This window comes from Pseudomonas sp. 5Vm1k, from assembly GCF_056161485.1.
Genome location: NZ_JBSPCZ010000003.1, coordinates 473,458 through 499,888, shown reverse-complemented (window position 1 = coordinate 499,888; position 26,431 = coordinate 473,458). Strand labels below are relative to the sequence as shown.

The 26,431-nt window shown below is 59.6% G+C and carries 29 protein-coding genes; 10 read left to right on the top strand and 19 right to left on the bottom strand.

Annotated elements, in window-relative coordinates:
• Positions 1-46 precede the first annotated feature (46 nt).
• A complete protein-coding gene (tam, locus tag ACWIKB_RS08895) occupies positions 47-817 on the bottom strand; it encodes a trans-aconitate 2-methyltransferase (RefSeq protein ID WP_475266242.1) in 771 nt (256 codons plus the stop codon).
• A gap of 395 nt (positions 818-1,212) precedes the next feature.
• On the opposite strand from tam, the gene ACWIKB_RS08890 reads away from it, so the two are divergent.
• The 3 genes from ACWIKB_RS08890 (at position 1,213) to ACWIKB_RS08880 (ending at position 2,996) form a co-directional block, all read left to right on the top strand.
• Entirely contained in the window at positions 1,213-1,716 is a 504-nt protein-coding gene (locus ACWIKB_RS08890) for an inclusion body family protein (RefSeq protein ID WP_475266241.1), read from the top strand.
• A 123-nt stretch (positions 1,717-1,839) separates the two neighbouring features.
• On the top strand, positions 1,840-2,400 hold the full coding sequence (locus ACWIKB_RS08885) for an AidA/PixA family protein (RefSeq protein WP_475266332.1): 561 nt from the start codon (positions 1,840-1,842) through the stop codon (positions 2,398-2,400).
• A gap of 185 nt (positions 2,401-2,585) precedes the next feature.
• Positions 2,586-2,996: a low affinity iron permease family protein gene (locus ACWIKB_RS08880; protein WP_475266240.1), complete on the top strand. Its 411-nt coding sequence runs from the start codon at positions 2,586-2,588 to the stop codon at positions 2,994-2,996.
• A 44-nt stretch (positions 2,997-3,040) separates the two neighbouring features.
• On the opposite strand, the gene ACWIKB_RS08875 is transcribed toward ACWIKB_RS08880, so the two are convergent.
• The 8 genes from ACWIKB_RS08875 to ACWIKB_RS08840 all read right to left on the bottom strand — a co-directional run bounded on the left by ACWIKB_RS08875 (position 3,041) and on the right by ACWIKB_RS08840 (position 9,136).
• The gene (locus ACWIKB_RS08875; RefSeq protein WP_475266239.1) at positions 3,041-3,544 is read right to left on the bottom strand and encodes a DUF4142 domain-containing protein; all 504 of its coding nucleotides are present in this window, start codon (positions 3,542-3,544) and stop codon (positions 3,041-3,043) included.
• A 74-nt stretch (positions 3,545-3,618) separates the two neighbouring features.
• On the bottom strand, positions 3,619-3,777 hold the full coding sequence (locus ACWIKB_RS08870) for a KGG domain-containing protein (protein WP_082356627.1): 159 nt from the start codon (positions 3,775-3,777) through the stop codon (positions 3,619-3,621).
• A gap of 116 nt (positions 3,778-3,893) precedes the next feature.
• Positions 3,894-5,243, bottom strand: a complete 1,350-nt coding sequence (locus ACWIKB_RS08865; RefSeq protein ID WP_475266238.1) for a sensor domain-containing protein — start codon at positions 5,241-5,243, stop codon at positions 3,894-3,896.
• Positions 5,244-5,345: 102 nt separating this feature from the next.
• Positions 5,346-5,984 (bottom strand): LysE family translocator, encoded by a 639-nt coding sequence (locus tag ACWIKB_RS08860; RefSeq protein WP_475266237.1) that lies wholly within the window; start codon positions 5,982-5,984, stop codon positions 5,346-5,348.
• A gap of 59 nt (positions 5,985-6,043) precedes the next feature.
• Positions 6,044-6,460, bottom strand: a complete 417-nt coding sequence (gene fos, locus ACWIKB_RS08855) for a fosfomycin resistance glutathione transferase (RefSeq protein WP_475266236.1) — start codon at positions 6,458-6,460, stop codon at positions 6,044-6,046.
• 7 nt (positions 6,461-6,467) lie between these two features.
• Positions 6,468-7,193, bottom strand: coding sequence for a PA3715 family protein (locus tag ACWIKB_RS08850; RefSeq protein ID WP_475266235.1), 726 nt, complete (start codon positions 7,191-7,193; stop codon positions 6,468-6,470).
• A gap of 26 nt (positions 7,194-7,219) precedes the next feature.
• The gene (locus ACWIKB_RS08845) at positions 7,220-7,957 is read right to left on the bottom strand and encodes a PA3715 family protein (protein ID WP_475266234.1); all 738 of its coding nucleotides are present in this window, start codon (positions 7,955-7,957) and stop codon (positions 7,220-7,222) included.
• A 261-nt stretch (positions 7,958-8,218) separates the two neighbouring features.
• Positions 8,219-9,136 (bottom strand): LysR substrate-binding domain-containing protein, encoded by a 918-nt coding sequence (locus tag ACWIKB_RS08840; protein WP_475266233.1) that lies wholly within the window; start codon positions 9,134-9,136, stop codon positions 8,219-8,221.
• Between the two features lie 78 nt (positions 9,137-9,214).
• Here ACWIKB_RS08840 and ACWIKB_RS08835 point away from each other — a divergent pair, with 78 nt between their 5' ends.
• Positions 9,215-9,703 carry a DMT family transporter gene (locus ACWIKB_RS08835; RefSeq protein WP_475266232.1) on the top strand — a complete coding sequence of 163 codons (489 nt, stop codon included), beginning with the start codon at positions 9,215-9,217 and terminating at the stop codon, positions 9,701-9,703.
• Between the two features lie 78 nt (positions 9,704-9,781).
• On the opposite strand, the gene ACWIKB_RS08830 is transcribed toward ACWIKB_RS08835, so the two are convergent.
• The 4 genes from ACWIKB_RS08830 to ACWIKB_RS08815 form a co-directional block, all read right to left on the bottom strand.
• Positions 9,782-11,113: an MFS transporter gene (locus ACWIKB_RS08830; RefSeq protein ID WP_475266231.1), complete on the bottom strand. Its 1,332-nt coding sequence runs from the start codon at positions 11,111-11,113 to the stop codon at positions 9,782-9,784.
• A 188-nt stretch (positions 11,114-11,301) separates the two neighbouring features.
• Positions 11,302-12,228 carry a hydroxymethylglutaryl-CoA lyase gene (locus ACWIKB_RS08825; protein ID WP_475266230.1) on the bottom strand — a complete coding sequence of 309 codons (927 nt, stop codon included), beginning with the start codon at positions 12,226-12,228 and terminating at the stop codon, positions 11,302-11,304.
• On the bottom strand, positions 12,225-13,418 hold the full coding sequence (locus tag ACWIKB_RS08820) for a CaiB/BaiF CoA transferase family protein (protein ID WP_475266229.1): 1,194 nt from the start codon (positions 13,416-13,418) through the stop codon (positions 12,225-12,227). Before ACWIKB_RS08820 ends, ACWIKB_RS08825 begins: the two co-directional genes overlap by 4 nt.
• 255 nt (positions 13,419-13,673) lie before the next feature.
• The gene (locus ACWIKB_RS08815; protein ID WP_475266228.1) at positions 13,674-14,582 is read right to left on the bottom strand and encodes a LysR family transcriptional regulator; all 909 of its coding nucleotides are present in this window, start codon (positions 14,580-14,582) and stop codon (positions 13,674-13,676) included.
• A gap of 200 nt (positions 14,583-14,782) precedes the next feature.
• Between ACWIKB_RS08815 and ACWIKB_RS08810 the strand changes: the two genes are divergently transcribed.
• Positions 14,783-16,018, top strand: coding sequence for an aminotransferase class I/II-fold pyridoxal phosphate-dependent enzyme (locus ACWIKB_RS08810; RefSeq protein WP_475266227.1), 1,236 nt, complete (start codon positions 14,783-14,785; stop codon positions 16,016-16,018).
• A gap of 17 nt (positions 16,019-16,035) precedes the next feature.
• Positions 16,036-17,202, top strand: coding sequence for a multidrug effflux MFS transporter (locus ACWIKB_RS08805; RefSeq protein WP_475266226.1), 1,167 nt, complete (start codon positions 16,036-16,038; stop codon positions 17,200-17,202).
• Here the strand turns inward: ACWIKB_RS08805 and yiaY are convergent.
• On the bottom strand, positions 17,199-18,347 hold the full coding sequence (gene yiaY / locus ACWIKB_RS08800) for an L-threonine dehydrogenase (RefSeq protein WP_475266225.1): 1,149 nt from the start codon (positions 18,345-18,347) through the stop codon (positions 17,199-17,201). The two genes, ACWIKB_RS08805 and yiaY, sit on opposite strands and share 4 nt — an antisense overlap.
• A gap of 159 nt (positions 18,348-18,506) precedes the next feature.
• Between yiaY and ACWIKB_RS08795 the strand changes: the two genes are divergently transcribed.
• On the top strand, positions 18,507-19,526 hold the full coding sequence (locus tag ACWIKB_RS08795) for a DUF4917 family protein (RefSeq protein WP_475266224.1): 1,020 nt from the start codon (positions 18,507-18,509) through the stop codon (positions 19,524-19,526).
• A gap of 147 nt (positions 19,527-19,673) precedes the next feature.
• Here the strand turns inward: ACWIKB_RS08795 and ACWIKB_RS08790 are convergent, their stop codons facing one another.
• Positions 19,674-20,216 (bottom strand): helix-turn-helix domain-containing protein, encoded by a 543-nt coding sequence (locus tag ACWIKB_RS08790; RefSeq protein WP_475266223.1) that lies wholly within the window; start codon positions 20,214-20,216, stop codon positions 19,674-19,676.
• 159 nt (positions 20,217-20,375) lie between these two features.
• Between ACWIKB_RS08790 and ACWIKB_RS08785 the strand changes: the two genes are divergently transcribed.
• Positions 20,376-21,158 carry an aldolase gene (locus ACWIKB_RS08785; RefSeq protein ID WP_054615903.1) on the top strand — a complete coding sequence of 261 codons (783 nt, stop codon included), beginning with the start codon at positions 20,376-20,378 and terminating at the stop codon, positions 21,156-21,158.
• A gap of 29 nt (positions 21,159-21,187) precedes the next feature.
• Complete coding sequence (locus ACWIKB_RS08780) at positions 21,188-22,075, top strand: dihydrodipicolinate synthase family protein (protein ID WP_475266222.1); 888 nt, start codon at positions 21,188-21,190, stop codon at positions 22,073-22,075.
• A gap of 131 nt (positions 22,076-22,206) precedes the next feature.
• Here the strand turns inward: ACWIKB_RS08780 and ACWIKB_RS08775 are convergent, their stop codons facing one another.
• From ACWIKB_RS08775 to ACWIKB_RS08765, 3 genes are all read right to left on the bottom strand, one after another.
• Positions 22,207-22,551 (bottom strand): YegP family protein, encoded by a 345-nt coding sequence (locus tag ACWIKB_RS08775; protein ID WP_475266221.1) that lies wholly within the window; start codon positions 22,549-22,551, stop codon positions 22,207-22,209.
• 167 nt (positions 22,552-22,718) lie between these two features.
• On the bottom strand, positions 22,719-23,024 hold the full coding sequence (locus ACWIKB_RS08770) for a ribbon-helix-helix domain-containing protein (protein ID WP_475266220.1): 306 nt from the start codon (positions 23,022-23,024) through the stop codon (positions 22,719-22,721).
• A gap of 14 nt (positions 23,025-23,038) precedes the next feature.
• Positions 23,039-23,620, bottom strand: coding sequence for a DJ-1/PfpI family protein (locus ACWIKB_RS08765; protein WP_034151484.1), 582 nt, complete (start codon positions 23,618-23,620; stop codon positions 23,039-23,041).
• Between the two features lie 291 nt (positions 23,621-23,911).
• On the opposite strand from ACWIKB_RS08765, the gene ACWIKB_RS08760 reads away from it, so the two are divergent.
• Entirely contained in the window at positions 23,912-24,802 is an 891-nt protein-coding gene (locus ACWIKB_RS08760) for a DMT family transporter (RefSeq protein WP_163908887.1), read from the top strand.
• Positions 24,803-24,885: 83 nt separating this feature from the next.
• Here ACWIKB_RS08760 and ACWIKB_RS08755 read toward each other — a convergent pair whose 3' ends face one another.
• Entirely contained in the window at positions 24,886-26,100 is a 1,215-nt protein-coding gene (locus ACWIKB_RS08755; RefSeq protein WP_475266219.1) for a class I SAM-dependent methyltransferase, read from the bottom strand.
• Positions 26,101-26,431 lie beyond the last annotated feature (331 nt).

The window sequence follows — 26,431 nt, the reverse complement described above, 5'->3', positions numbered from 1 at the left end:
CCTCGCCACAGGTTCAGTGTCACGCTCAGGTGACGGGCATTGGCTTTCACCGCGTCGCGACAATGAACAACCGCGGAAACGGCAACAACACTGTCCCATCCTCCAGCGCCGGATAAGCCTGCTCAATCGCCGCCAGATACTGCTTCAAATATTCCTCTCGCTCGCCCTCGTCCAGCGGATCGAGAAACGGCCGCAACCCGCTCCCCTTGAACCACTCCACCACGCCCGAAGCCCCACCCGTCAGCGGATGATGGTAAGTCGTGCGCCACACATCGACCCGCGCGCAATGCGGTCGCAGCATCGAGTAGTAAGCGCTGGCACTGGCCATTTCCGTCCTCTGCCCGGCAGCGTCCGCCAACTTGCTGGCCCACGGGCCATTGGCGGCGACTTCGCGCATTAAACGGTGGGAAGGCTCATTGAGATTGTCGGGCATCTGGATCGCCAGGCTCCCGCGCTTCGTCAGTCGGGAAGCCAGCGAAGGCAACAACGTTGCGTGATCAGGTAACCACTGCAAAACCGCGTTGGCGAAGATGACGTCGAACGGGCCGCTATCGTTCCAGGTTCCGATGTCAACGGTGTCGAACTGCACGTCTGGCAGACGCTTGCGGGCGGCGTTGATCATATCGGGCGAACTGTCCACACCACGCACCAGCGCATTGTCGAAACGCTCCACCAGCAACTCGGTGGAGTTGCCGGGGCCGCAGCCGATGTCAATGGCCGAGCGCGCGTCCACGGGCGGGATCGCTGCGAGCAGGTCGCGGGCCGGGCGGGTGCGTTCATCTTCAAAAGCGACGTATTGTTTGGCGGACCAACTCATTGCGTTCTCCTGTCGAGGGATTGTCCTGGCCTGGGCCGGCAACCGGTTCGCTACGATACCTCGATCCCGCGCGCCAGCCCTATTCGACTTATGTAACACGGAGGGTCTGAAGCGGGATTTTCTTATCGCCAAATCATCGCAAGCCATAACCAAATTGACCGTTCGTCGAGGGAACAGCCAAGCAATTTTGACAGCCTATATTTCGCATCTATAGTCCTAATCGCGGCCAGTCGGAAGGAACCCGACCTGTCAATTTGCACGCATGGAGCAAGGCCTGTTCAAGCCTCGTGCATGGTGGGTTCCGCCCGTAGTGTTTCAGCAACGGCCGCAAGGCAAGCAAGCGTTGTCATGCCTGGAAAATTGCCGGGCAATCACTATGAACAAGGAGCTTTACTATGTCTCGAGTCACGGATGTGCTGGTCTCTATCGACACCGAAACCATTCTGAAAAACTACCCGAACATCAGCAAAAACCCCGCTTCGCCAACGCTGATCGATGTCAATCATGTGTACATGGTGACCAACCGGGACAACGTGATCAATGGCCAGGCCGGTGGCGAACTCAATTTGAAAGCGCAGGTAGGCGACTTGATTCGCTGGCGTGAAACCAGCCTGTCGCAGAGCTTCGAGACCGCGGTGATTTTCTACAAATTCATTGGCAACGTCGGCAATGAATTGATCTCCACACCAACGCCACGCAAGGCCACAGCCTGCGTCGCTGTTCCTAACACCAGCAATCCATCGGTGCCGAGCTGCCAGAAAGTCGATAACCATTACTGGTCTTCGGAAACCCTGTCGTGCGGCAGCGTGACCTACCACTTCCACTTCCTGATCGTCGATCGCGACTGCAAAGTCGTCGGCTGCTGCTCGTGGGATCCGTTCATCACCATCCGCAACTGACGAAGGCTGGCCCCTTGGCGACAAGGGGCCAACCCGGACCGTTGCCGTTTCGCCAGGAACAGGATGTCTTGCATGAACCGAAGCGGCTGCCGTGTTGTGCCAACATCATGAAAGGAATCCATGATGACTTCCGAACCGATCAAATCGCCTTCATCCACTGTCGCGATGGCCAACAACGTGTTGCTGATCATCGATGCTGAATCGCTGCTTGCCAAGTATCCAACCCCAAGTCTTGAGGCTGAAAAACCGACGACTATCAGCGATGGATTTATCTTTGTGGCTAGCGGGATAAACTCCAAAAAAATTGCTGAAAATGACAGCAAACTGACATTAAGCGCAAGCAATGGAACAACCTTCCATATTCGTGGCAGAACCGTGAGCCTGGTCGCCGAACACAGCGTGGTTTTCTACGACATGGCAGTGGGCGATTCCCAAGTGCTGTCGCCGCCAAAACTGCTGGTGAAAGGTGGGCTCACCGTGCCGGCGCCCGACCCCGCGAACCCGACCCAACCGAGCAGCCACTTAGCCGATGATCATTATTGGGAATGCTCGCAACTGACCCCAGGCGTTGCGGCCTGCGAGCTGAGTTTTATGTTGGTGAATCAGAGCTGTGAAGTGGTGGGGTATTTCAGTTGGGGGGTTGAGGTGAAGCTTTCTGCTGGAGAATCCAGCCTAAAAAGCTAAGCGCAAACCCTGTGGGAGCGGGCTTGCTCGCGAAGAGGCCATCAGATCCTACATCCATGTTGGCTGACATACCGCTTTCGCGAGCAAGCCCGCTCCCACAAAATTGCGGCGTCACTAGATCAATAGAATTTTCATCAAGCCGTCGCTGTCTGAATTTCAGGCGCATCCCTATAAGGAACACGGCAATGAAATTCGCAAAAATCTCGCAGAAGCTTGCCTTGTGGGCTGGCAGTCCCCGGACGTTTTTGATTGCGATCATTCTGATTGTTGTGTGGGCGCTGACCGGGCCGATCTTTCATTACAACGACACCTGGCAGCTGATCATCAACACCTCGACCACCATCATCACCTTCCTGATGGTGTTCCTGATCCAGAACACCCAGAACCGCGATACGGATATCTTGCACTTGAAAATCGATGAGTTGCTGCGGGTAACGACTGAGGCGCAGAACGCGATGTTGGGGCTGGAGGCGCTGGATTTGAAACAACTGGAAGAGTTGCGCAAGCAATATCGCAAGATTGGCGAAGGCGAAACGATTGCCATGGACATCGCCCCCAACGGCGACAAACCGAAGCCAAAACTGGATCAATGCTGAGTCGCCTATTGCGGGTGACTTCGGTCACCCGCGCAGCATAAGGGTTAGCGGCTGGCTTGCAGTGCCTTGGCCATCTGCAGATGGTTTTGCAGTTTGGGCAAGGTTTCTTCGGCAAACGCTTTGATTTCAGGGACGTCGGTGGTCTGCGCTTCTTGCTGAATCTGCGCGATGGCCTCCTGGGTGGTTTTCACCTGACTGGCGGCGTAAGCCTGGTCGAAGGTCGGGCCATCCTTCACTTCGGGGATCATCGTTTTGGACTTATCGATCACTTCTTCCCGGGGGGCGACCGGCAAATCGAGCTTCTTGGCAATTTTCGCCAGATGCTGATTGGCGGTGGTCAGGTCGTTGATGACAACGACGGTGTAGTCCTTGACCTCTTTGGATTCGGTTTTCAGGTGTGCCAGGCGACTGGCTTCGATGTCGGCCATGCCTTTGGCGGACGCATCGTTGATGAAGTCGGCAGGCGACTGGGCCAAGGCGCTGCTGGCAAACAGGCCCAGCAACGTGGCAAAACTGGCATTGCGTAAACGGGTGGCCATCCGGCTCATGGTCGCGCCCTCCTCGAAATAAAATTCAAACGGGAGCTTGCGCCCCCGTCTCTCAATCAAAACTACCGTCGCCACTAACGAGATTTCTGACCACCTTTGCGGCCCATATCGGTTTTCGCAGGGTCTTTCTCGACAGTCGTGGTGGTAGTTTTCCCACCTTTGCGACCGGCTTCAGACGCCTTCGTTCGATCGTTGGCGAAGTTTCCCGAGTTAGAGTTTCTTGAAGTAGGCATGATTCTCATCCTCTTGGTGTTGATCGCGGCGAGCAAACGCCCGCATAGGATCAGAATTCCCATTGAGCCAAAGGTTTAGAAAAACTGGGGATGCTGCGACGAACGGCAGCGAACGTTCAGACTTCAAGCCGCCGATGCCGAAGGCGTTTGACGGCGTACATGGCCTCATCGGCATAGCGGAACAACTGTTGTTCTTCCGTGCCGTGCTCAGGGTAGAGCGCCGCGCCGATGCTCGGTTCGATGTTCAGGCTGTGGCCATCCAGACGCAACGGCTGCACCAGCACCTGACGGATTTTTCCGACGACACTGTCGGCGTCTTCTGCGGCTTGAATGCTGTGCAGCAGCACCACAAACTCATCGCCACCGATGCGCGCCACCGTGTCGGTGTCTCGCACACAGCCCTTGATGCGATTGGCCACCGCTTGCAGCAGCATGTCGCCGACGGCATGGCCGTGGGTGTCGTTGACCTCTTTGAAGCGGTCGAGATCGACGTACAGCAACGCCATTCGTCCGCCCTCCGAACGGGCCAGCGCCAGCGACGCCTTGAGCCGATCACGCAACAACTCGCGGTTGGGCAGTTGGGTCAGTTGATCGTACTGGGCCATGCGTTGCAGCCGAGCATGCAATTGCTTGCGCTCGATGGCTGTGGCCACTTGGGCGCAAACGTATTGCAGCAGTTCTTTGTCCTGCTCGGTGTAGCGCTCGCCGCCGGCCACGCTTTTGACGATCAGCGCGCCGATGGTGCCGTTTTGCGAATTCAGCGGCACGCCGAGCCAGCAGGGTGAATCCTGCCCCGCCACCAGCACTTCGAAACCCTCGGGTAGCTCGCTCTGGTCCGGGGTCAGCAGGATCGGCTGCCCACTGCGAATGACCTCGGTGCACAAGCGTCCAGTGACCGTACCGGGCAGCTCTGGCTGATGTTCAAGGTCATCGACGTGATAAGGGAAGTTCAGTTGCGCGCAGTGTTCGTCGTACAGCGCGACGGAAAAATTCAACGCCGGCAGCCATTCTCCGATGATCGTGTGAATGCGCTTGAACAGCGCCAGCAAATCCTCCGCCGCATGGGCTGCTTCGGAAATCGCATACAAAGCCGCTTGTCGCGACTCTGCCTGCTTGCGTTCAGTGATGTCCCGGGCGACGGCGATGCGCAGTTGATCGACTTCCGACCAACGCGCCGACCAGAGGATGTGCACCACCCGGCCGTCCTTGCGCAGGTAGCGGTTTTCGAAGTTGAGCTTGGGTTCGCCGCCCATGATTTCCCGAGCGGCATCGAGGGTGCGCTGGCGGTCGCCGGGGTGCACCAGGTCGATCATCGGCTGGCCGATCAATTCATCCGGCGTGTAACCGAAAACGCGCTCGCAAGCCGCGCTGACAAATACAAAGCGACCTTGTTTATCCACCGCACAAACGGCATCCAGCAACAGGTCGATGTAGCTCGCCAAAGGCGCGGAATTTCGGGTGGTCATGGTGCAGGGCGCATGTCCGGGCAATGCAGCGATAAAAAACCGTCCCTGACCGATCAACGCCTGAGCGCTGACTGTGTGACTGACGCCTCCCTGCGATCAGACTCAAGCCTTGTTCGACACCAAACCCGGCAGCGCATGCGCCAGGGCGTTGATCGCGAAGCCGATGAACATCACCCCGCACAGCCGCGTGATCAACAGTTCATGGCGTTGATACAAGGTGCGCACTCGCCGCGCACCGACAATGCCAATGAGAATAGCGTACGCCAGCAATCCGCCCACGAAGCTCAGGGCAATCAGCCACGGCAACATCGACCAATGGAGCAGCTCGGCACGGCTGGACAGCAGCGCGGTGAATGTCGCCACCGCCACCGGGTAGGCTTTCGGGTTGGTCAGACCAAACAGAATGCCGTGCCAGAACGGCTGCCGCGCCGGCCCTTGCGGTGCATCGGCGCTGCTGCGACGAGCCCGAATCGCCCGCAGACCGAGCCAGAACAGATAGAGCCCGCTGAGCACGCCCAACACATCGAACGCGGTGCTGCCAATTTCCCGGGCACCGACAATCGCGATCAGAGCCGTGCTGCACCAGACCACGTCCCCGAGCAAATGCCCGCACAGGAACCCCGCCCCCGCGCGCCGACCGCGAGCCGCGCCAATCCCGAACACCGCCAACACGCCAGGTCCTGGGGTGATGCCATAAATGAAGCCGGAGGCGAGAACGGCCATTAGCAGCGATGGGGTCATGGGGAAGTCCTGTTTGGGGCGATTGGTCGCAAGTCTATCTCAGGTCCCTGGACGTCGACTTACAGATCGTCGAAGAACTTCATGCCTGCGTAGGGCTTTTGCCGACAAGCGTTTAACCGAGAGGCAAGATCACCGACGTGGACTTCTAGCTTGTGGCCATCCGGGTCGAGGAAGTAGAACGAGGCTCCTTCGCTACGGTTATCGCGCCATTCTTTTACACCGGCAGATCGCAGGCGTTCGACGAACGGCAGGAAATCCGCAGCGCTGAGGGTGAAGGCGTAATGGGTGTAGTCGGCGGCGGGTTCGGCGTTGCGCAGTGGGTCGAGGGAAAGGCACAACCACAGGCCCGGTAGCGAGAGGTAAGCGCCGGTGTCCCAACTTGCTTCGAGACGAAGTTGCAGCAGGTTTTGATAGAACGCCACGCTGCGGTTGAGGTCGGTGACGGCGAGGGTCAGGTGGTTGAGGCCGGTCAGCATAGGGTGATTAACCTTTGAGGGCTTCTGGCACGACGTATTGTTTACCGTCGTAGCTCAAGGTGACGTGGGTTGTTTTCAACGCCTTGGACTTGCCTTGGCACTTTTCGCCGAGGACGAAGTTTTCGGTCACCGTCACCGTGGAACTGACCACAAGATCTGCAAAGCCGTTGTGCACTGTTTTGCCGATATCGACGGTTCTTTGTGTTCGCTCGCCCTGTCCCGCGCAGTTGCCGTCCCACTCGCCCCGGCCTGTGGCAATGACCAGCCCTTCCAGCACGGGGCGCAATGCTTCGCCCTCCTTGAGATAAAGGGCCAGTTCGGTTTTGTGATACGGACTCACGCTTGAGCTGTGTTCAAATTTCGATCGAATACCAAATGCACGATCATCCTGCGTCAGTTTGTACCGCGCCGTATCAATGGCCAGCCCTTCATACGCCACGGCGTCCGAAGAATAGGCGTCTTTCTTACGGTAAGTGGCCAGGGGTTTCGAACTGGCTGAATGAATAACCGATAACTCCAGGTCGACGTTTCCGCCGTCGTTGTTGCCATCTACGGAATCCGGTTTGAACGTCGACGTGGCGACAATGGTCTGGTCGTCATACGCCGGCCAGACTTTGCAAATGGTGAACGATAGCGTGCCGAAGGGGGCTTCTTCGCAACCTGCTTGTGCCTGACTGGTAGCACTTATCAAGCCAAGCATGGCGAGTGAGCTCAGCAGTTTCTGTGTGGTCATCTTGTTCCTCCCTGATAGATGCATCGTCACTCACTGCGCTTGAAGTCGCCTGGCAGCACGTAGTTTTTGCCGTCATAGCGAAGCGTTGTCTGCATCGGTTTGGCGGTCACAGAGTTGGATTCACACGCCTCGCCCTCGCCCTTCCCAACCGTGTCCATGGACACCGTTTTGACGATCAGGTCCGCGAAGCCATGTGAACTGGTTTTGCCGATTTCCAGCGTCCGGGTGATTTCAAAACGTGCACCGGCGCAATCGCCATCCCATTCACCTCCGTACTGATAGGTGATGAGTCGATCCATCACCGGCCGCAGCGTGTTGCCCTCTTTGACGTACAGCGTGAGCACTGTTTCATCCGATGGATAGAGGCGTGACGAGCCTTTGAACGTGGCGCGCACGCCGAAGGCTCGCAAGTCAGGCGTGAGTTTGTAGCGTGCGGTATCGAGTTGCAGGTCTTCAAAGACACTGGCGTCCGACTGAAAAGCCGATGACTTGTGATACGTCGCCAACGGTGTCGAAGCGCCAGCCGACACAACGGCAAGATCCAGATCATATTTACCCTCAGGCCCGGAGCCGCTTGCCGAAAATCCCGATTCAAACTGCGACATCGCCGTAATCGTCAGCCCCGGATATGCCGGCCAGTCTTTGCACGTCGAATGACCGAAATCGCCATACAACGTTGGTTTCTCACACTCAGCAAACGCCTGCGCCGTCATCACCAACCCGCACAGCGCCACACAACCCATCCATCCAGACTTCAATGTCATTCCCTGTTCCTTGTGTGTTTCAAAAAATATCAGACGAATTCAGCCGCGCACTATCCTCGGCAAGAAGCGTCCGTTCAACCAATTGTTACGACAAAACCGTAACGCGCCCTGTAGCAGCTGGCGAAGCCTGCGTTCGGCTGCGCAGCAGTCGTGAAATCAGCCAGCGCGGTGTTTCAGGAAGACCGCGCGAACAGGTTTTACGACTGCTGCGCAGCCGAACGCAGGCTTCGCCAGCTGCTACAGGGCGTGTGTTTCCTGAAATTAATCAGCGGCTGGTTTTATTCCCTGCTCAATCCGCCCATTCAACCAATTCAACGCCTGGTCCCCTCCTCGCCGTTTATGCCAGACCAACACAAAGCTGAACGACGGAATATGAAACGGCGGCGCAACGACAATCAGCGACGGTTCATCAATCCCGCGCAACCCACGGGAAGCCACGGTCAGGATCAAATCCGTGCCGCTAATAAACTCCGGTGCCACGCTCCAGTGCGGCAGGCTGATGGCCACGCGGCGGCGTTCGCGCAGGGCTGTTAGCGCCCGTTCGATTTCCGGGGTGCCGCTGCCACGCATTTCCAACAGGACGTGGGGGCGGGCCAGGTAGGTGGGCAGGTCGAGCGTACCGTCGGCGGGCAGGCTGTGGCGGTCGACGAGGCAGGCGTAGTGCTCGTCGAACAGCGGCGTGCTGCGCAGTTCGTTGGGCAATTCGGGAAACACGCCCGCCGCCACATCAATATCGCTGTTGAGCACGCCATCGAGCATGCCTTCGCGGCTGGCGTGGCTGATTTGTAGATCGATGCCCGGCGCTTCCCGACGCAACGTGCGGATCAGCCCCGGCAGGACGATGGCGGCACCATAGTCGGACATCGCAAGGCGAAAGGTGCGCTTGGCGGTGGCGGGGTCGAAGGTGTTGGGCGCCAGCAGCGATTGCACCTGGGCCAGGGCTTCGGCCAATGGCGCCATTAATTCCAGCGCACGCGGGGTCGGCACCAGACTGGCGCCAGCGCGTACCAGCAATGGATCACCGAGCAAATCGCGCAAGCGCCCCAAGGCGTGGCTGACCGCCGGTTGACTCAGGTGTAAACGCTCGGCGGCACGGGTCACGTGTTGCTCGCTGAGCAAGGCGTCGAGGATGACCAACAGGTTGAGGTCGATGCGCCGAAGATCATTCATCTGATGCATGTTCCGGATAGCAAAACGGAATTTAAATCTGCGCGACGAATACCCTACAGTCCAGCAAAACCTGTTGGAGACATGATCATGAGTACGTTGCAGTGGGCCGGTCTGTTGTTGCTGGCGGTGATTGCCGGGGCGGTGGTGCCGTTTCAGAGTGCGATCAACGCCAACCTGAGTCGCGGCCTCGGGCATCCGCTATGGGCGACGCTGGCCTCGCTGCTGGTGAGTTTGCTGGTGCTGCTGCCGATTATTCTCGCCCTGCGTTTGCCGCTGCCGTCCCTGGTGTTTGTCAGCAAGGCACCGCTGTGGATGTGGTTCGGCGGCGTGTTCGGCGTGTGCTTTGTGGCGTTGGCGGTGATGTTGCTGCCCAAGCTTGGGGCGTCGGGGTTTGTGGTGCTGGCGCTGACCGGTCAGGTGATTGCCTCGATGGTGCTCGACCATTTCGGGTTGTTCGGGTTGGTGGAGCGGCAGTTGACCTTGCCCCGGGTGTTTGGCGCGGTGTTGCTGGTGGCAGGGGTGGTGTTGATTCAGTTCAGCGGACCGTCGGGTAAGGCGTTGATAGCGACTTCTTGAAAAACAAAAGATCGCAGCCTCTGGCAGCGTCTACGGGGATGCGTGGTCCCTGCAGGAGCTGCCGAAGGCTGCGATCTTTTAAAACTTGTCGAGCGTGCGCAGTTTCTGCGGCAACCCCCACAACAGCAGCGCAGCAGCAATCAACGCGGCGACACCGATGACGTACAGCGCCGGGGTGGTGCTGCCGGTCAGGTCCTTGATCCGCCCGACCATCACCGGGCTGACGATGCCGCCAAATTGCCCGAGGGTGTTGATCACCGCGATCCCGCCCGCCGCACCGGCGCCAGCACCGGCCAACAGTTTTGGCGGCAGGGTCCAGAAGCTTGGGATGCAGGCAATAATCCCGGCACCGAGCAAGCCCAGCGCGACGATCAGGAAGGTCGTGTGGTTGGCGAAGATCCCGGCGCAGAAGAATCCGACCGCGCCCAGCGTCACCAGGCCGGCGACAAACTTGCGTCGCTCGCCGGTCGAGTCCGACAACCGCCCAATCACCACCATACTGATCGCGCCGCAGATGTAAGGGATCGCCGTCAGCAAACCAATCATCACCGGGCTCTCGGTGCCGGCGCTGCGAATCAATTGCGGGGCCCAGAAATTCAAGCCGTAGGACGCAACCTGAATCAGGAAGTAGATCAGCCCCAAGGTCAGGAACCCTGGAATCTTCAACGCCGCGAGCAGCGAACCGCCACCCTTGTGTGGCTCATGATGGGCAATGCGACTGGCCAGCAACGTCTTCTCCGAAGGCGTCAGCCAATGGGCGTCTTCGATGCGGTCCTTGAGCAACTTCAGCACCAGAAAACCGAGAACGATGCAGGGCACGCCGCCGAGCAGGAACAGCCAGTGCCAGCCGCGCATGTCCATCACGCCGTCGAGGTGTTGCAGCACCAGACCGGAGAACGGCGCGCCGACCAGACCGGCAAATGCCGAGGACAGAAACAGCATCGAAGTGATGCGCCCGCGATAGTGCTGCGGGAACCACAGCGTCAGGTAATACAGGACGCCTGGCGCGAAACCGGCCTCCATCGCGCCGATCACAAAGCGCAGGGCGTAGAACTGCCATTCGCTGTTGACGAAGACCATGGCGGCGGTGGCGACGCCCCAGGACATCATGATCCGGGCGATCCAGCGCCGGGCGCCGACCTTGTACAGCATCATGTTGCTCGGCACTTCGAACAGCACGTAACCGACCACGAACAGCCCGGCGCCGAGGCCGTAAGCGGTGTCGCTCAGGCTCAGGTCGGTCTGTAGCTGGAACTTGGCGAAGCTGATGTTGATGCGGTCGAAAAACGCGAACAGGTAGCAGACCATGATCAGCGGCATCAGGCGCCAGGCGACTTTGCTGACCAGGGCTTTTTCAACATCGTGGCTAACGGACGGGCTCGCGCCCGCCTCCAGAACATTAAGGCTCATGGTGTTTCTCCAGGCGGACTTCCCGTGGGTGTCCGATTGTTTTTGTTGTCTGGTTGAGGTGCTTTGGAATGCTTTTTACTGTGGGAGCGGGCTTGCCCGCGAAGGCGGTGTGTCAGGCAATGTTGATGGCGACTGATATGACGCCTTCGCGGGCAAGCCTCGCTCCTACAGGGGGGTATTCGGTGTGCTTAGGATGGGGTCGGATGCAGGTCGCAATTGCGTCCGGCCTTGGCCAGTTGACCGGGCACTTCGTGGCCCAGCAGCGCCGGCAAGCCTCGGGACAGTTTCAGCAGCAACGGCAAATCGATGCCGGTGTGAATGCCGACTTCTTCGCACAGGTTGACCAGGTCTTCAGTGCAGATATTGCCCGAGGCACCCGGGGCAAACGGGCAACCGCCAAGTCCGCCGAGTGCCGCGTCGAAGCGTCGGGCGCCGGCCTCGTAGGCGGCGAGGACGTTGCACAAACCGAGGCCACGGGTGTTGTGGAAATGCAGGGTCAGGTCCGCCGGCGCAACACGCTGCAACACCCGCCGCACCAGTCGATCCACCTGTCGTGGATTGGCCATGCCAGTGGTGTCGGCCAGGGTGATGCCTTGAATACCGAGTTCCTGATAGGCCTCGACTATTTGCAGTACGCGGTCCTCATCGATCTTGCCTTCGAACGGGCAACCGAATGTGGTGGCGATGCTGCCGTTGAGTCGCACCTGCGTGCCGCCGACGTAGTGCACGATCTCACCGAACGCCGCCAACGAGTCTTCACAACGCATGCGCATGTTGGCCAGGTTGTGCGTCTGGCTGGCGGACATCACCAGGTTCAGCTCATCAGCCCGTGTCGCCAGCGCACGTTGCGCGCCTTTGAGGTTGGGGATCAGCGCGACATAGATGACGTTGGGTTGGCGGGTGATGCCCTTGAACACCAGCTCACCGTCACGCAACGCCGGAATGGCTTTTGGCGAGACGAACGAACCGGCCTCGATACGGCTGAACCCGGCCAGCGACAGTTGATCGATCAGCGCAATCTTGTCGGCGGTTTCCACCCAGGTCGGCTCGATCTGCAAGCCGTCACGCGGTGAGACTTCCTGAACGATCAACGTCTCGGAAAAGTCAGTGATCATTGCACCACCCCTTCGGCTTTCAGCCGTTCGATGTCAGCACCCGTCAGGCCCAGCCCGGCCAGGATGCCGTCGGTGTGCTGACCCAGTTGCGGCCCGGACCAGTTCACGCCGCCGGGGGTTTCGGAGAGTTTGGGCACGATGCCCGGCATCTTCACCGTGGCGCCGCCGGGCAGTTCGGCGTTGAGCAACATGCCCCGCGCCTGATAGTGCGGATCGGCGACGATGTCGGCCACGGAATAGATGCGCCCAGCCGGGACTTCGGCGGCTTCCAGCGCTGACAGCACGTCGTTGATTGGCAGGCTGCTGGTCCAATGAGTGATGGCCGCGTCGAGCACATTGCTTTTCAAGGCGCGCCCGTCGTTGTGGGCGAATTCCGGCGCGTCGGCCAGATCGCTGCGACCGATCACATTCATCAGGCGCTTGTAGATGGGGTCGCTGTTGCCGGCGATCACTACATAAGCGCCATCGGCCGTGAGGTAAGTGTTGGACGGCGCAATGCCCGGCAGCGCGCCGCCACTGCGTTCGCGGATATGGCCCTGCATGTCGTATTCCGGCACCAGACTTTCCATCACGTTGAACACGCTTTCGGCCAGGGACACATCGACCACTTGCCCGCCGCCCTGCCCGGTCTTGACCCGCAGCAACGACATCAGCGCGCCGATCACCGCGTGCAACGACGCCAGGGAATCGCCGAGGCTGACGCCGACCCGGGCCGGCGGTGAACCGGGGGTGCCGGTGGTGTAGCGAATCCCGCCCATGGCCTCGCCGATGGCGCCGAAACCCGGACGATCGCGGTACGGGCCGGTCTGGCCGTAGCCGGAGATTCGCACCAGGGTCAGATTAGGGTTGAGGGCATGCAGCACATCCCAGCCCAGGCCGAGTTTTTCCAGGGCACCGGGGCGCAGGTTTTCGATCAGCACGTCGGCGCTGGTCGCCAGTTGCTTGACCAGTTCGATGCCTTCAGGGGATTTCAGATTGAGGGCCAAGGACTTCTTGTTGCGCGATTGCAGGTACCACCACAGCGAGGTGCCCTCGTGCAGCTTGCGCCATTTGCGCAGGGGATCGCCCTGGCCCATGGCTTCGATCTTGATCACCTCGGCGCCGAACTCGGCGAGCATGCGCGCGGCAAACGGCGCGGCAATCAGCGTGCCGATCTCGATTACTTTGATTGCACTCAAGGGGGCAGTCATCGCGGGTACCTCTTATTCTTGGAATATGTGGCCAAGGCTAGAGGACCGGGGGGTGGGGAATCCAACCTTCAGTTGGCAACGGGCGTTCGTGAAACGCGAACGCTCTGATCAATTGTCGTCACCTTAAGTCCGCCTTCGCGAGCAAGCCCGCTCCCACAGGGGGATCTCTTGCGTACACAAAATTTATGTTCACTGGAGATCTAATGTGGGAGCGGGCTTGCTCGCGAAGAGGCCAGCCCATTCAATACAAATTTGTCAGGCAGCCCCACGCAACTGCTCAAACAACATCCGACTCACCGGCGACAACCCCGCCTCATCGCGCACCACCAGAATCAACGCCCGATCCGACCAGTCATCCGTCAACGGCACCGCGTGCAACCCCAGCGCCCGCCCAAACAACTCATAGGCTTTCTGCGGCAAAATCCCGATGCCCATGTTGGCCTGGACCATCCGGCACATCGCATCAAACCCCGGCACATGAATCCGCAACCGCAGCACTTTGCCTGCCTTGCGCGCCGCCGCGTGGGTACGCATGTTGATCGAGCTGGCGGCATGCAGGCCAACGTAGTCGCTATCCAGCGTGTCGGCAAACGCCAGGGTCTCACGGTTGGCCAAGGGATGATCCGCCGGCATCAACACCACCAGTTTGTCTTGGCGATAGAGCACGCTGTGCAGACCTTTGACGTCGCTGTCACTGGAGCAAATCCCGAGATCCGCCACACCATCGAGCACCCCTTGAATTACCCCGCTGCTGGGCCGTTCTTCAAGGTCAGTCTTCACTTGGGGATGTCGCTCGGAAAAGTCCCGCAGGTCTTCCGGCAGAAACTGAATGATCGCCGACAGATTAGCCAGCATCCGCACATAACCGCGAATCCCATGACTGTGCTCGCCCAGTTCCAGGCCCATTTTCTCGACGTTGAACAGCATCTGCCGGGCATGGTGCAGCAGCGTTTCACCGGCCGGCGTCAGAGTCATGCCCTTGGCCTGGCGCACGAACAGGCTGATGCCGAACGCCTCCTCCAGCTCCATCAAACGCTTGCTCGCCGCCGACACCGCAATCGCTTCACGGGTGGCAGCACGGGTCAGCGTGCCCTCTTCGTGGACGGCGACGAACAGCTGGAGAGTGATCAGGTCGAGACGGCGGATCAGGCTTTTTTGCAGCATGGGGGGCTCGATGGCTTGGGTTCGGCTGAGTCGGCAGGATAGCCCGGTTTTGGCCCACAACCTCACACGCCATCGTCCTACACATAAATCTCTTGTAACACTCAACCCTGCCGGAATTGGCTGATTCAATGACCCCGTAGCACTCTGTAAAGTCTGGAAACACCACGGACGCTACACCACCCAAGGAAAGGCACCCTCACATGGACCAGACAGCGCACACGGCAAACACCTTCACCAACTATCGAAAACTGATCTCACTGGCCGATCACGACTGGGAAACCGCCGAAGCCGGGAAAGTCGCCGGGCTCAATGTCGATATCCGGAGCGCCAACCGTATGGTTGACCAATACGGACGCGCATTTCATCACTTCTGCACCACCTCTTACCTGGGCCTGGATCACCATCCCGACCTGCTCAAAGGCGCCATGAACGCGTTGTGGGAAACCGGGACCCTGCGTGTCGCCAACTCGAAAAACCGCTGCAAACTGGCCATCCTCGAGCGCTACGAAACCGAACTGTCGGCCTTGTTCGGCGCTCGTTGCCTGAGCACCTTGTCGTGCAGCGCGGCGAGTGCCGGGATCCTGCCGTTGCTGGCCAGCGGCGTGTTTACCGAAAACCGGCCACCGGTGATGGTGTTCGACCGGTTGGCGCACTACTCGATGAATCACCTCAAAGCTGCATGCGCAGACGAAACCAGGGTCGTGACGTGTCCGCATAACGACATGGACTTCCTGGAAAAACAGTGTCAGCAACACTCGACCGTCGCCTATGTCGCCGACGGCGCTTACAGCATGGGCGGGGTGGCAGACCTGAAGAGTCTTTTGTACCTGAAGGATCGCTATGGGCTGTTTCTCTACCTGGACGATTCCCACGCCCTCTCCGCCGTCGGAATGCTCGGTGCTGGCCTTGTACGTCCCAGGTTGCAAGCCCTTGAAGATGACTGCCTGATCGTCGCGTCACTGGCCAAGTCGTTCGGTGCCAGCGGTGGCCTGGTGATGTTCGGCAATGAACGGCAGCGCAAGCTGATTCAGCGTTACGGCGGCCCGAGCAATTGGTCGCAGAGCCTCAACAGTGCAGCCATCGGTGCAGGCCGGGCCTCGATCAAGCTGCACCGCACCCTGGAATTCACCGCGTTGCAGGAAAAACTTCAGGTTAATATCCAGCTCTTTGACAGCCTGATTCGAACCGAACAGCACGGCAGCAACATGGCGATTCGCTTGATCCGCTGCGGTGCAGCGGCGCTGGCCAACAGCGTGGCAACCGAATTGGCCAATCTCGGGTTCTTCACTTCTGCGGTGTTTTTCCCGGTGGTCGCGCAGGGTCAGGCGGCCATCAGGATCACGCTGCGTGCCGACATGGACGCCGCGTTGATTCGCCATTTTTGTGACCTCATCACCGAGCTTTTGCGCACTCACGGCCAGGACGTCAGCAGCTGAATCCCAAGGAAGATTCCATGAAGAGCACCACCACCCTCCTCGTCACCTGCAGCACGGTTTTTCTCGCGCAACTGGGCATGAGCATTTACTTGCCGGCGCTGCCAGAGATTGCCCGGCATCTGTCCGCCGACGCTTCACAGGTGTCTTGGGGGCTGGCGGTGTACCTGATCGGCATGGCGTTGCCGATGCTGTTCTGGGGCAGTCTTGGCCAGCGCATTGGGCGTAAACCGGTGTTACTGGCGGCGCTCGGCATTTATGGATTGGGCAACCTGGCCCTGCCTTTGGGCCAGACGCTGGAATCGTTCCTGTTTTTTCGATTGGTGCAGGGCATTGGCGCCAGCGGGATTTCGGTGATGGCCAGGGTGTTGATCCGCGACAGTTTTCGCGGTGACTTGCTGGCCAAGGCCTTGTCCTGGATTTCGATTTCCTTCGTGGTGGCGTTGGGGATCGGCCAGTACCTGGGGTCGATCATTCAGGTGGCGCTGGGTTGGCCGGCGATCTTTTACCTGCTGGGAAGTGTGAGTCTGGTGATGGGAGTGATCGTGGCGCGGGTCACGTTCCCGGTGCTGACTGAAGAGAATGCTCAGTCATCTGCCTGGCCGAGTTACGGGCGCATTTTGCGTCACCGATCTTTCCTGCTGCCGGCCCTCGCCGGCGGCCTCGGTTACGGGGTGATCATCGCGTTCAACACTGCGGCACCGTTGATTCTGCAAGGGCCGTTCAATTGGTCGGCCGTGGAGTACGGCCTATTGGGTTGGCCGATCAGTGCGGCGTATTTTCTCGGAGCGCTGGGCGTGAATCGCTTCGTGCTGCGCACCGGTCAGCATTGGCTGATGACGCTGGGCGTGGGGTTGGTGTTGGCCGGCAGCGGGGTGATGCTGCTGGGGAGTCTGGCGGGGACATCGGTGGCGTTGCTGTTCTGGCTGCCCTACTGCTTTGCAGTGCTCGGCCAGTCGTTGAACTATCCGATCAGCCTGTCGCTGGCCAACGATGGCTCACCGGTCGGTGGCGCCTATGCGATGGCGTTGAGCGGTTTCATTCATCAACTGATGGCCGCCGTCATCGGCGGTATCGCCAGCCTGATTGCCAGTCCGCAGGCGTGGCCGTTGTCGTTGTTGTGCACCTTGCTGGCCCTGGGCGCGATGCTCTGCGTGAAGCTCGCGCCGGGTCGCAAAACCGCCTAGAACGCGCTACGAAAAATCTCTTCGATCTGCCGCTGATCCGCCGCTCGCGGGTTGGTCAGGCCACAGGCGTCTTTCAGGGCGTTGGTGGCAAGGATCGGAATGTCGTTGAGCTTGGCGCCGAGGTCGCGCAAACCACCGGGAATTTCCACGTCCTTGGCCAGGCTGCGGATCGCCGTGATGGCCGCTTGCGCGCCCTCTTCCGGGCTAAAGCCGCGAATGTCGGCACCCATGGCGTTGGCCACGTCGGTCAGGCGATCGGCGCACACCAGCGCGTTGAAGCTCTGCACATGAGGCAGCAGCACCGCGTTGCACACACCGTGGGGCAAGTCGTAGAAACCGCCCAACTGGTGGGCCATCGCGTGCACGTACCCCAGCGACGCGTTGTTGAACGCCATGCCGGCGAGGAACTGTGCATACGCCATGTTTTCCCGCGCGGCCATGTCGCTGCCGTCACGCACGGCCAGGCGCAGGTTGTTGCTGATCAGGGTGATGGCTTTCAACGCGCAGGCGTCGGTGATCGGGTTGGCAGCGGTAGAAACGTAGGCTTCGATGGCGTGGGTCAGTGCGTCCATGCCGGTGGCGGCGGTCAGGCTCTTGGGCATGGCGACCATCAGCGCCGGGTCGTTGACCGACAGCAACGGTGTGACGTTGCGGTCGACGATGGCCATTTTCACGTGACGCGATTCGTCGGTGATGATGCAGAAGCGGGTCATCTCGCTGGCGGTGCCGGCGGTGGTGTTGATGGCGATCAGCGGCAGTTGCGGCTTCTCCGATTGATCGACGCCTTCGTAGTCGCGGATCTGCCCGCCGTTGGTCGCGCACAGGGCGATGCCTTTGGCACAGTCGTGGGGCGAACCGCCGCCCAGCGACACCACGAAATCACAGCGACTTTCCTTGAGCAGGCCCAGGCCGCGCTCGACGTTGGCGATACTCGGGTTGGGCTTGGCGCCGTCGAAGATCACCGAGTCGATGTCCTGCATCGCCAGTTTCTCAGCAATCATCGCCGCCACGCCGGCCTTGGCCAGCCCGGCGTCGGTGACGATCAGCGCCTTGCGAAAGCCGTACTTGCGAATGGCCTCCATCGCTTCGTCGAGGCAACCGGTGCCCATGATGTTCACGGCGGGGATGAAAAACGTGCTGCTCATGAGCGAATCTCCTGGCGGGGTGCCGAATCGATAGCTCCGATTCAGCGGATGAGCACAGGATCGACCGATCAGTCACGGCGCATGTTGATCTGGCTCAACCCCCGGTCGTGATAAAGTCGCCGCCCATCAGACCTTTCGCTTTTTGAGACGACCAACGCAATGACCGATTTCCAGGATGTTGATGCCCAACTTGAAGACTGGAACGCCTTGCGCACCACTGCTTCGTTCAGCGGCCTGCTGCTGGGCAACGGCGCCAGCCGCGCGGTGTGGGACGACTTTGGCTACGACTCGCTGTTCGAAAACGCCCGCACCGTCGAAGAAAAGCCCCTGAGCCAATCCGAGCTGAGCGTGTTCGATGCGATGCAAACCCGCAGTTTCGAGCAGGTCCTCAGCGCGCTGAAAATCACCAGCCGCGTCAACAAAGCCCTGGCCGTCAGCTCCGCCGCGCCGCGCAATCGCTACTACGCGATCAAAGAAGCGCTGATCAACACCGTGCACGCGGTGCATATCCCGTGGCGGTTGGTCGTGCCATCGACTTTGGCGACGATCAACCGGGAACTGGCCAACTATCGGACGGTGTTCACCACCAACTACGACTTGCTCGGCAACTGGGCGATCCAGCACTCACCTGATGTGGTGACTGATCTGTTCCACGGCAGCGAACCGAGCTTCGACTTGAGCGCCAGCGCGACCGACAAGCCACGCTTGTTGTACCTGCACGGCGGCCTGCACCTGGTGCGTAATCAGGACGGCACAGCTCGGAAATTGATGTCGACCGAGGGCACGTTGCTCGGCAGTTTCGCCATCAACAACACGATCAAAACCCTGGACGACGTGCCGCTGTTCGTCAATGAAGGGCCGGCCCAAGACAAGCTCAAGACCATTCGCAGCTCGGATTATTTGTCGTTCTGCTATGACCAGTTATTGGGGCATGGGGATGGGTTGTGCATTTTTGGGCATGCGCTGGGCGAGCAGGACAGCCACATCATCCATGCGTTGCGCCAGGCGAAACCGAAGGTGGTGGCGGTGTCGATTTATCCGCGCAGCAAGGCGTTCATTCAGCATCAGAAGCGGCATTACGCGAAGGTGTTTGAGGGGACGGGGGTTGAGTTAAGGTTTTTTGATTCCAAGACTCATGCACTCGGTAGCTCGAAATTGACCGTGCCGGTAGAAGTCTGAAGCAAACACCAAACTTGTGGCGAGGGGGCTTGCCCCCGTTGGGTCGCGAAGCGGCCCCCTACGGTCCTTCAGATACAACATGCCAGCAGGTTTTACTACTGCTTCGCAGCCGAACGGGGGCAAGCCCCCTCGCCACAAAAGCGCTCATCATTCTTCCGAGCTATGCACCACCACCAATAACTGCGCCTGAACCTCTCCCACTGACCGTATCCGATGCGGCTTCTGCGCATTGAAGTGCAGTGCATCCCCACGGTTGAGCAGCACCCGCTCGTTCATGAAGTCCACTTCCACCTGCCCTTCGTGGACGAACAGAAACTCTTCCCCCAGGTGTTCCTTGAAGGTCTTGTCGGTGAATTCGCTCGGCGGGTAGATGATGAACGGCAGCAAGCTGCGTTCACTGACCTGATGGGCCAGCACCGCGTAACCGGGGCTGTGGTCGTTGGCGGCCAGGGACTGGCGTTCGTCGCTGCGCACCAGGCTGTAGCTGTCGAGGCTGATGCTGTCTTCGGAGAACAACTCCTCGACCTTCACGTTAAGCGCCTTGGCCAGTTTCAGCGCAGCCGCGATCGACGGGGTATTCAGCCCACGCTCGACTTTCGACAGATAACTCTTGGTCATGCCGGACTTTTCGGCCAGGGCCTCCAGCGTTACGCCAAGTTTTTTTCTGAGTAATTTCAAACGGATAGACATGTGCAGCGATTAATCCATCAAGGAGTCAACGATTTGTCCTTGCCAATGACACAAAGTGTCATATAGCCTCTTTAGTGTCATTTGCATTCACCCACGACCTTGCAAGCAACGAGTGAACGGCAAACCCGACGTCCATTGAACCACCCAAAGGACACCGATATGGCCAAGACCTTAGCACTACCCAAAGACCAACTGGTCAAGCAAGCGCTGATCCAGATGCAAAACACCCTGGCGGATAATACGTGGACCGACCGGCAAAAGCTGGCCCTGACCTGCCGCATCCTGTTTGAGAACGGTCACGACTCCGGCCTGGCCGGGCAGATTACCGCTCGCGGCCCGCAACCGGGCACCTATTACACCCAGCAACTGGGCCTGGGTTTCGATGAAATCACCGCTGGCAATCTGCTGCTGGTCAATGAAGACCTGGAAGTGCTTGAAGGCCACGGCATGCCGAACCCGGCCAACCGTTTCCACAGTTGGGTGTACCGCGCCCGGCCGGACGTGAACTGCATCATTCATACGCACCCGACCCACGTGGCTGCGTTGTCGATGCTCGAAGTGCCGCTGCAGGTCTCGCACATGGACCTGTGCCCACTCTACGAAGATTGCGCGTTTCTCGAAGCCTGGCCGGGGGTGCCAGTAGGCAATGAAGAAGGCGAAATCATTGCCGGCGCACTCGGCGACAAACGCGCGATCCTGCTTTCCCACCACGGCCAGTTGTCCACCGGCGCGAGCATCGAGGAAGCCTGCGTGATTGCGCAACTGATCGAACGCGCGGCGAAGTTGCAGTTGCTGGCCATGAGCGCCGGGACGATCAAACCGATCCTGCCGGAACTGGGCCGTGAAGCCCATGACTGGATTTCCAAACCGAAACGCCACGCCGCCGCGTTCAACTACTACGCTCGGCAGAACCTGCGCCAACACGCCGATTGCCTGAACTGACCCCACCCATTTTCAAAAGGAGCGACAGCATGTCGAACCCAAACATTCACGGCATCATCGGCTACACCATCACCCCGTTCACCGCCAATGGCGAAGGCGTCGATCTAAACGCGCTCGGGCGTTCCATCGACCGACTGGTCGACAGCGGCGTCCACGCCATCGCACCGCTGGGCAGCACCGGTGAAGGCGCTTACCTGAGCGACGCGGAATGGGATCAGGTCAGCGAATTCAGCATCCAGCATGTGGCGAAACGGGTGCCAACCATCGTCAGCGTGTCCGACCTGACCACCGCCAAAGCGGTGCGCCGCGCGCGTTTCGCCGAAGCCCATGGCGCCGATGTGGTGATGGTGCTGCCGGCGTCCTACTGGAAACTCAGCGAAGCGGAAATCCTCGCCCACTACCGCGCCATCGGCGAGAGCATCGGCGTGCCGATCATGCTCTACAACAACCCGGCCACCAGCGGCACGGACATGTCGGTGGAGTTGATCCTGCGGATTTTCAACGCCGTGGAAAACGTCACGATGGTCAAGGAAAGCACCGGCGACATCCAGCGCATGCACAAACTGCAACTGCTCGGCGAGGGTCAGGTGCCGTTTTACAACGGCTGCAATCCACTGGCGCTGGAAGCGTTCGCCGCCGGGGCGAAAGGCTGGTGCACAGCGGCGCCGAACTTGATACCGCAGCTCAATCTGGATTTGTATGACGCGGTGCTGGCCAATGATTTGGGCAAGGCGCGGGCGTTGTTTTATCGCCAGTTGCCGCTGCTGGACTTCATTCTCAAGGGTGGTTTGCCGGCGACGATCAAGGCGGGTTTGCGCATGACCGGGTTGGAAGTGGGTGATCCGCGTTTACCGGTTTTTGCGTTGAGCGAAGCGGGTTGCGGTCAGTTGCAGGGGTTGTTGAAAGTACTGCGGTGATTTCAATACATACATAAAACCAATGTGGGAGCGAGCCTGCTCGCGAAGGCGTCGTGTCAGTCGACAGAAATGTTGTCTGACACACCGATTTCGCGAGCAAGCCCGCTCCCACAGTGGATTTGTGTTGGGGTTCAAAGCACCGGCAATGTCTTGTCCTTGATCACCGTGGTCGGCCCGTTCGCCTTCACACTGGCGATGCCCTTCTCCCGCGCAGCGTCCGAGGAATAGGCCTCGCTGCTGCCAATAATCTCGTGATTACCCGCCTTGAGATTGAAGTAAGGATGGCCATCCTTGGTGGCCTTTTTCTCGTAGCGTTCATCCATCGGGCTGTTTTTCTGCACCGCGGCTATGCCGCCATCGGCGGCGGCGCGGGTGGTGTAGTGCTCGCTGTTCAGAATGATTTCGGCGTTGGCTGCTTTCAGTACAAACCGAAACTGCCCACTGCTGGTTTTGCTGACTTCGTACCATCCGGACATGCTCGTTCTCCTTGGCAATTGAGAGGGTTCGCGCCAAAGAGTAAAGACCACGCGGCTGTTTCTGTCGCCTGGGCCGGCCCCTTCGCGGGCGAGCCTCGCTCCTAAAACGGCATACATTTCCCTGTAGGAGCGAGGCTTGCCCGCGAAAGCGGTCGACTCGGTCTGAGCTACTTCACCGCCGAGCGCACCACCGACAACTCCGGAGTCGTCACCCGCCGCTGACTCAAATACCGCATGCAACTCACCCGCAGGAACGAAGCAAAATTCACCACTTCCCCGCGATAGTTCATCACCTCTTCATACAGCTTGGCGATCAACTGGTTGGTGGTCATGCCGTCGACTTCGGCGATTTCGCTGAGGATGTCCCAGAACTGATTTTCCAGCCGCAGGGTGGTGACCACCCCGCAGATGCGCAGCGAGCGGGAGCGCGACTCGTAGAGGATCGGATCGGCTTTGACGTAGAGCTCGCACATGGAAACGTCCCTCGTTACAACGTGATTTTTGTGCCCAGCAAGCCGAGGAAACCGGCGAGCCAGCTCGGGTGCGCCGGCCAGGCGGGAGCAGTGGCCAGATTGCCTTGAACGTGACCTTCCGTCACCGGAATATCGATGAACGTACCGCCAGCGAGGCGAACTTCCGGGGCACAGGCCGGGTAAGCGCTGCATTCGCGACCTTCAAGAATGCCGGCCGCAGCGAGCAATTGCGCACCGTGGCACACGGCGGCGATCGGCTTGCCGGCCTTGTCGAAATCTCGTACCAGCTCCAGGACTTTTTCGTTCAGGCGCAGGTACTCCGGCGCACGACCGCCCGGTACCAGCAGCGCGTCGTAATCGGCAGCGTTCACCTTGGCGAAGTCGAAGTTCAGGGCAAACAGGTGACCGGGTTTTTCGCTGTAGGTCTGGTCGCCTTCGAAGTCATGGATCGCGGTGCGTACGGTCTGACCGGCGGTCTTGTCCGGGCACACGGCGTGCACGGTGTGGCCGACCATCAGCAGCGCCTGGAACGGCACCATCACTTCGTAGTCTTCGACGTAATCGCCGACCAGCATCAGAATTTTCTTGGCAGCCATGGGGAGGACTCCTCTGGGAATACGTGGGCGTGCAGGAGTATTCAAGGTAGTCCTTATCCGCAGGGTCGGGTAATAACCAGCTACTACGGCGTTATCGTTCTTCGCGAGCAAGCCCGCTCCCACAGTTGACCGTATTCCCATGGGCGACTCGGTCAACTGTGGGAGCGGGCTTGCTCGCGAAGGCGTCCTCAAACTGTACGGATAACTCTGCGCCTAGCTGTAACAGCGGCAAACCCAATGTTTATGGCTAGATGAACACTCTTCCCGCCACCCTGAATCTGGTTAACCCTCATGTCCTCGCGCGAAAACACCGGCATGGCCCTCGGCCTGCTCGGCGTCGTCATCTTCAGCCTCACCCTGCCCTTCACACGGATCGTCGTGCAGGAAATCCATCCGCTGCTCAACGGCCTGGGCCGTGCGTTGTTTGCGGCGGTGCCGGCGGCGTTGTTGTTGCTGTGGCGACGGGAGAAGTGGCCGACCTGGAAACAGGTCAAGGGCCTGACGCTGGTGATCGCCGGGGTGATCCTCGGCTTTCCGGTATTGTCAGCTTGGGCGATGCAGACGTTGCCGGCCTCCCACGGTGCACTGGTCAATGGTTTGCAACCGCTGTGCGTGGCGCTGTACGCCGCGTGGTTGTCCCATGAACGCCCGTCGAAAGCCTTCTGGGCCTGCGCCGCGCTGGGCAGTGCGTTGGTGCTCGGTTATGCGCTGATCAGCGGCGCAGGCAGCATTCAGGCCGGTGATTTACTGATGCTCGGGGCGATTGCCGTAGGTGGCCTGGGTTACGCCGAGGGCGGCCGGTTGGCCAAGGAGATGGGTGGCTGGCAGGTGATCTGCTGGGCGCTGGTGCTGTCGACGCCGTTGCTGATCGGCCCGGTGACGTACCTGGCGTTGCAGCATCAGGGCGAGATTTCGGCCAAGACCTGGTGGGCGTTTGGTTACGTCTCGCTGTTTTCGCAGTTCATTGGTTTCTTTGCCTGGTACGCCGGGTTGGCGATGGGCGGGATTGCGCGGGTCAGTCAGATTCAGTTGCTGCAGATCTTCTTCACCATTGCGTTTTCGGCATTGTTCTTCGGCGAACACATCGAGCCCATTACCTGGCTGTTTGCGGCCGGAGTGATCGTGACGGTGATGTTGGGCCGCAAGACGGCGGTCAAGCCCGCGCAAGTGGCCACAGCATAAACCTGTAGGAGCCAGGCTTGCCGGCGAAGGCGTCTTTGAAATCGCCTTCGCCGGCAAGCCTGGCTCCTACAGGGGTGTGGTGATCAGAGGTAGCCGTCAGCCCGCAGCAACGTTTCCAGGCAATGTTCGGTGATCTGGTAGAAGTCCTTCAATTCCTGAATCTTCACCAACAACTGCGCCGGGTCCACCGGCTCGGCGCGTTTGACCGCCAGGATCATCTTGTTCTTGTTGGTGTGGTCCAGTGAGATGAACTCGAACACCTTGGTCTCGTAACCGCAGGCCTCAAGGAACAACGCGCGCAGGCTGTCGGTGACCATTTCCGCCTGCTGGCCCAAGTGCAAACCGTATTGCAGCATCGGCTTGAGCAGCGCCGGGCTCTGGATTTGCAGGCGGATCTGTTTGTGGCAGCACGGCGAGCACATGATGATCGACGCGCCGGAACGAATGCCGGTATGGATCGCATAGTCGGTGGCGATGTCGCAAGCATGCAGGGCGATCATCACGTCCAGTTCGCTTGGCGCCACGCTACGTACGTCGCCGCATTTGAACACCAGCCCCGGATGTTCCAGCTTCACCGCGGCGGCGTTGCACAGGTTGACCATCTCTTCGCGCAGCTCGACGCCGGTGACTTCGCCTTCAGCGTTCAAGGTGTTGCGCAGGTAGTCGTGGATCGCGAACGTCAGGTAGCCCTTGCCCGACCCGAAATCCGCCACGCGCACCGGTTTATCCAGCGCCAGCGGAGAGGTGGTCAGGGCATGACTGAACACTTCGATGAACTTGTTGATCTGCTTCCACTTGCGCGACATCGCCGGGATCAGCTCGTGCTTGCTGTTGGTCACGCCGAGGTCAGCGAGGAACGGCCGGCTCAGGTCGAGGAAGCGGTTTTTCTCGCGGTTATGCTCAGCGGACGGCACTTCACGCAATTGCTGGGGTTTGCTCTTGAACAGCGAGCTCTTGCCCTTTTTGCTGTATTCGAGCTGAGCTTCGTCGGTCAGGGACAACAAATGCGCATTTTTAAACGCTTCGGGCAGCATTGCGGCGATGGTCGCCACGCCTTCGGCCAGCGGGAAGTTCTTGGTGATGTCGCGGGTCTTGTAGCGATAGACGAAGGACAGGCAAGGCTGATCCTTGACCGTGAGCTGCTTGATGATCAGCCGCTGCAAATCCACTTCGGCGCCGACGTACTTGGCCAGCACCAGTTTGATGAAGGCGTTCTGGTCGAGGCTGGTTTGCAGCAGGTCGATGAATTGAGCGTGGTGATCCGGCGCGAGGCTGGCGGGAGTGGCGGTAACGGACATGGGCAAAACGGCCTCGGGCGGTGCGAATCGGGGAATGGCGGGTATTTTAGGGGGGATGGGGGTTTGGGACACGCTGTTATTTACCGAACGGTTTGAAAACCACCCCTCACCCCAACCCTCTCCCCAAAGGGGAGAGGGGAAAGGGAGCCAATTGGGGGTATTTCAAATCCTGAGTTCGACGCCGATTTTTCAGGTCGATGTAGCTCGAAAGAACAACTCGGTCGGCCCCCTCTCCCAAAGAAGGGGGGAGGGGAAAGGGAGCGGATAGGGGGGTATTTCAAATCCTGAGTTCGACGCCGGTTTTTCAGGTCGATGTAGCTCGAAAGAACAA